Annotated in this window: 4 protein-coding genes and 1 CRISPR repeat array; all 4 genes read left to right on the forward strand. The window is 68.5% G+C overall.

All coding sequences use genetic code 11. The features are described from left to right. Window positions 1–788 (forward strand): ParA family protein (locus FNH05_RS30650; protein ID WP_222426753.1); only part of this gene is annotated, 788 nt, incomplete at its 5' end. 424 nt (window positions 789–1,212) lie between these two features. Continuing rightward, window positions 1,213–1,452, forward strand: a complete 240-nt coding sequence (locus FNH05_RS30655) for a hypothetical protein (RefSeq protein ID WP_144592340.1) — start codon at window positions 1,213–1,215, stop codon at window positions 1,450–1,452. A gap of 315 nt (window positions 1,453–1,767) precedes the next feature. Further along, a CRISPR array of direct repeats spans window positions 1,768–2,466; the repeat unit is 28 nt; unit sequence GGACCACCCCCGCGTGCGCGGGGAAGAC. 865 nt (window positions 2,467–3,331) lie between these two features. Next, window positions 3,332–4,585, forward strand: a complete 1,254-nt coding sequence (locus tag FNH05_RS30660; protein WP_144592341.1) for a hypothetical protein — start codon at window positions 3,332–3,334, stop codon at window positions 4,583–4,585. Window positions 4,586–4,924: 339 nt separating this feature from the next. After that, entirely contained in the window at window positions 4,925–5,584 is a 660-nt protein-coding gene (locus tag FNH05_RS30665) for a hypothetical protein (protein ID WP_144592342.1), read from the forward strand. The last annotated feature ends 49 nt before the right edge of the window (window positions 5,585–5,633 follow it).

Raw genomic sequence — 5,633 nt, forward strand, 5'->3', positions numbered from 1 at the left:
ACCATCAACACGTCACGGCCGCCGTGACAGCCCTTCGCGAACAAGCCACAGTCCGGCTGCCCGGGAAGATCATCACCGTGTTGTCCCCGAAGGGCGGACAGGGGAAATCCACCTTCGCGAAGGAACTTGCCTGGCTGCTGAATGCCGTCCTGGTCGACCTGGACTGGGACGGCGGCCGCGTGTCTCGCCTGCTCGGCCACCAAACCCGCCGTTACGTCCACGCTCCCCTGCTCGACGTCCTGTTCGACGATCAGGGTCGCCCGCCGCGGCTGCACCGCAGCCGCAAGCGCCCGGACATGGTCCCGGGACACAAGGACTTCGAACCCAACCAACCCGAACCCGACACCATGGCCGACCTGCTCGTCCAGTGGAGCCAGACCTGGAACCGGCCCGTTCTGGCCGACACTCACCCCGGCGGCAGCCGCTCCACTCTCGGCGCCGCCCAAGCCGCCGACCTGGTCGTCATGCCCGTCATCCTGGGCACCGGCGAACTCGATGCCGTCGAAGACGCCCTCGACGAACTCGCCGGCTTCAACCTGCTGCTCGTCCCCAACCGCGTCCCCGCCAACCCGGCGCACCTCCCCGGCCACGAATCCCGCCGACTCCTCGCGCTCGCTCAGACGCATGGGGTGCGAGTCGCCGACACCTTCGTCCGCCACCACGGGTGGATGACCCGCCGCAAGATCCGCACGGTCATCGCCGCCCAAGCCACCCACGGCGCCAACACCGCCGCGCTCACCCTCGACATGATCCACCTCGCCACGGAGGTCATCAGCCATGCAGCCTGAACCTCGCAGCATCAACGAAGTCCCGGGTGCTGCTCGGGGAGGCGCGGAACGGCTCGCAGCTGCCGCTACCAAGGCCACCCGTCAAACCCGCCACACACCCACACCCAAAACCAGCACCAGACAATCCGAGGCATATGCCGCCAACCCTGACATGAACGTTTCCGGCGCTCAGAGCGCCGCACGATCCGGTCCAGACGATTCGGGGAATCTGAACACCAACCCGGGCACTCTGACGCCGCAGTGCCCGCCGAGCGGCGCGGACACCGCGCCCAGCCCGAACCAGGACGCAAACGCGCACACGAAGGCGGCCGACGACGGCCGCCCGCTACCCCATCCAGCAACGGACACTGTCCCCGCGGTTCTCCCGACGACGCACAGGCGCAGCCTGCTACCAGTCGCTCCGGTACCGGCGGAGGGAGTCTGCATGCCCGAATCCGTCCGAAAGGCGCTGCGACTGAGTCTGATCAACCAGTTGCGCGCTGTGGCGGCCGCCCACCGTCTCGTCGAAACCCGCCAAGCCGAACTCGCCGCCGCCTTCAGCGACGCACGGGATCAAGGCTTCCCCGCCCGCGAGATCGAACGCATCCGCGGCGACGCCGTAGGCCTGGCCTTCGACAACGCTGAGTACACCCACCTGCTCCGCCTCACCGGCTGGACCATCTGACCGCCAGACCCGTGCCTGCCCACGCACGAAGGCAGGCACGGGCATTGGCTCTTGTACGTACATGCGCGCGGGCGCACGAACGCGCGCGACGTTGCGCGCGCAACATGCGCGCGTGATACACCCCCACGCGCCCATGTGCAATAGAACGGGCTCGGCTGTCCTCGGACAAACCGGAACAGCGACGCCAGCAGAGCACGCACACCCCCACAGGCGCCGGGAGGACGGGATAACCCGGGGCACCACGCTGATCGCGCCGGACCACCCCGCAGGCGCGGGGAAGACATCACCATCCAGCACGCCGGGATCTACTGGGTCGGACCACCCCCGCTTGCGCGGGGAAGACTTCACCTTGAGGCCGGCGACCGTGCGCATCAGCGGGCCACCCCCGCGTGCGCGGGGAAGACAGGCGGCGGCCGACATGGCGGGTCAGTCCGACGGGACCACCCCCGCTTGCGCGGGGAAGACCCGCGCCAGTGGGGTCCACGGGCGCCCATCTACGGACCACCCCCGCTTGCGCGGGGAAGACTTCACCCTGCCGCCCGGCGCCACGCGGGTGCGGGGACCACCCCCGCGTGCGCGGGGAACACTAGCGCAGCCGCCACTGGACCTCGTCCGGGTCGGGACCACCCCCGCGTGCGCGGGGAAGACGGGGGCAGCATCATCTCCGGTTTCCCGGTGGCGGGACCACCCCCGCGTGCGCGGGGAAGACGTCCACACCCCAGGGTCGAGCGTGAACGTCGAGGGACCACCCTCGCGTGCGCGGGGAAGACATCCAGCCGTTTTTGCCGACGGTGCGCACGTCCGGACCACCCCCGCGTGCGCGGGGAAGACGCTGCTTCGGCGCGGATCGCGGCCAAGGCGGCGGGACCACCCCCGCGTGCGCGGGGAAGACGACCACGATTCCGGCGGCGCGGAGCTGGGTCACGGACCACCCCCGCGTGCGCGGGGAAGACCACCGACAGGTCATTGGCTGCTTTCGCCAGCGCGGACCACCCCCGCGTGCGCGGGGAAGACCTTGCTGAACTGGGAATATACAGACCTGGAGTCCGAAACAGCATCAACTTGCACGCTGAGAGCTCTTTCCTGAGACAGCTCTTTTCAACCTTACGTCGGAAACCCGCCGGGCCACACGCGACCGCATGAAAGCGAACACGCAGGCCGACTGCCTCAAGACGTCTTCCCTGCGCACGCGGGAGTGACCGTGATCGCGAAGATCCGCTCCGCGAGGAAGACCCCGCGGAGCGGGGGTGGTCCCCTGAGTCGCCCGAACGTAAGCGTCCCTGGCTCATCCTTCCCGGCGCACGCGGGGCTGGTCCGGCACTCATGTCGGCCACCGGCAGGGCTGTCTTCCCCGCGCACGCTAAATATTCCGTCTCGGGTTCCGGCTACCTAGGCCGCCACAGCAGCGACTTCCGCAACACCCGACGCCTGAACTGGTCCACCTCGCCACGACCTGCGACAGCTACCAACAACCCGGATGGCTGCCACGGCTGCTCCCGCGCCTCACCGGGCTCGCCTCCTGCAAAGGCATGACCATCGCCGAAGTTGCCTGCCGGAACCGCACCACCGAGCAGTACCGGGGTGCTTTCCCGCCAGCCTCATCGACGTCGGACACCGTCGTGGGGCCGCCGACGCTCCGCGCCACACCGCCGCTCATGGCCAAGCGGCACCGCCCCGGCTCGGTGGGGCGTGCGCACTCTGCACCGGCGACAAACCGGGGTCAAGCCGCGAAAAGCATGCGGCTTGACCCCGCCCCGCCGCCGGTGCTCACCGAGTGCGCCCCACCGAGACGGGGCAGCACCACCGACGCAGGCCCAAAAAGGACCGACCAAACCCCTTTGCCTACCTAGGAAACCGAGTGAATTGGAGAGGTACCAACATGTCTGTCATCACCACCGCCCGCAACGCGGATCTTCAGGACATGCTGACGATGCTGCGCGACCAGCAGGCCGCCAAGCTCGACGTTGTCGCCCCGGCCACCGCGCTGCGCTCCCGCGACGGCGCGATCGCGCTCTCCGATGTCGAGCCCGTGGTCGACGAGAACGGGGTCACCGTCGTCAACGGCCTGTACGTGCCCACCAAGGACGCGGACGCCACGATCGCCGCGAAGCTCGGCATCGGGCTGAAGTACCTGCGTAAGCTGCGAGGCGAGCGGCCCGACCTCTACGACGCCAATGTCAACGGCCTGCTGCACGGCAGGTCCAAGCGGTCGGCCACCGGCGAGACCACCATGCTTTACCCCGCCGACGAACGCTCGTTCCTGCTGCGCCTGTTCCGCTGCCAGGACAGCGAGCGGGGCGTGCTGCGGGCCCTGCTGTCCGACAGCTACGGCATCATCGACAACCTCGACGTTCTCACCGCGGTGCTCGATGGCATCCGCCAAGCCGACGCCGAGGTGCAGATCCGCTCCTGCGACCTGACCGAGTCGTCGATGCACTGCAAGGTCTACTCGCCCACCGTCGCGCAGTTGGCGCCGCACTTCCTGCGCGGTTACCGCAACCCGTTCTACGCCAACCCCGACCTGGAGGCGCAGCGGCGAGAGGTCGCCGCGGACGTCGACAGGGCACGCCGGATCGCACGGGCCGACGGCCAGAACTATGAGTCCGGTGACGAACCGATCGTGTTCGCCGGCTTCCGGTTCTCCAACTCCGAAATCGGCGACGGCGCGGTCACGATCAAGCCCGAGTTGTACGTCAAGATCTGCCGCAACGGCTTGACCCTGCCGCTACTGGGGATCCGGAAGATGCACCAGGGCGTGAAGATGGAGCAGGGGTCGGTGACCTGGTCTCGAGACACCCAGAACAAGCACCTGGCCGTGATCACCGCACAGACCCGCGACGCCGTGCGCGAGTGGCTGTCCCCGGCCTTCCTGGCCACACAGATCGAGGAGATCGATCATCTGGCCGGTACCCCAGTCCCCGAGGCGGACAAGACGATCAAGGTAGTCGCCAAGAAGCTCGGGTTCTCCGAAGCCGAGCGGGACGGCGTCCTGTCCCACTTCATCGCCGGCGGCCAGCTCACCGCAGCCGGAATCGCCAACGCGATCACGTCCTACAGCCAGACCGTGCCCGACGCCGACCGCGCCGACGCGCTCGACGACCTCGCGCTGTCCGCGATGGCACTGGTCAAGTAGCCCTTATCCATGCTGTGGCCCATCCGGACAACACCGGGTGGGCCACCACGAGGTGCCGGTGAAAGACCCCTTCACGGGCTCCGCCCGAAATGGCCGCAGTGACCAGCCACACCGGGCTGCTGGCCTCCTGCGGCCAGATCGAGGCCGCTGGCTGGAGTCGCACAAGAGCGACTGCGACGAGCCCGGCCACCACTGATCCCGCCGCACCGCCAAGCAGGTGGGGCGTACGCACTCCGCGTCGCCGACACGGGCGGGGCCACGCAAGGGGCCCGACCAAAGCCCTTTCGTGGCAATGGAAACCGACTACCAGGACACCACACACTTTCACGGGAGACACCCATGTTCACGTCCCGAAAGCGGGAATTGACGCCGTATCGCTGCTACGACAACGACGGCAGCGGCGAGCCGCCGACAACCTCCGCGGAGCACAAGCGGCTGGCGATGCTGCTGCTTCGCATGGCCAATCGCGGGGAGGCAGCCGAGAACTACATCGGCGCCGCTGGCGTGCACATGCATGCCGCACTACTGACCCACCTCGAGGAAAAAGAAGCCCGCCGCCAGGCCGACCGTGACCAGTGCGACGCCGAACTGCGGGCGCTGTTGGCCCCGCCGCGTCCGCCAGCGCGGATCCGCGTGTTCCACAACGTCAGCCCAGCCGCGATGGCCTTCGGTTTCGACCACGACGACCGGGTCGTCGAAGTCTACGCCTACGACGAGCCGGCGGTCACTGTGAGCACCACCGACGAGGAGATCGCCGCGAAGGTGTTCGAACTGTTCAACGTGGGTGCCAAAGCCGGCTTCGGCACCCCGGACCACCGGGCACTGGAGTACCGCGACCGCCGCAACCGCTCCCTGTCGGTGGGCGACGTCATCGCCATCGACGGCCGGTACTACGCCTGCGGGTCCTCCGGCTGGACCTCGATCTCCCGGCCGTGGCTCGACACCACCCCACGGCACGGCACCACCCCGTTCTACAGCCCGTACACGAACGCCGAGTGATGCGCGAGGCGCTGCTCGCCTGATCGCCGTTGTGTGACCGCTCTCACCT

This window comes from Amycolatopsis rhizosphaerae (assembly GCF_007713715.1).
Taxonomy (GTDB): Bacteria; Actinomycetota; Actinomycetes; order Mycobacteriales; family Pseudonocardiaceae; genus Amycolatopsis_E; species Amycolatopsis_E rhizosphaerae.

Excerpts from the sequence above, each read along its gene's own strand:
- FNH05_RS30665 (WP_144592342.1), top strand. The coding sequence starts at position 4,925 with ATGTTCACGTCCCGAAAGCGGGAATTGACGCCGTATCGCTGCTACGAC.
- FNH05_RS30655 (WP_144592340.1), top strand. The coding sequence starts at position 1,213 with ATGCCCGAATCCGTCCGAAAGGCGCTGCGACTGAGTCTGATCAACCAG.
- FNH05_RS30660 (WP_144592341.1), top strand. The coding sequence starts at position 3,332 with ATGTCTGTCATCACCACCGCCCGCAACGCGGATCTTCAGGACATGCTG.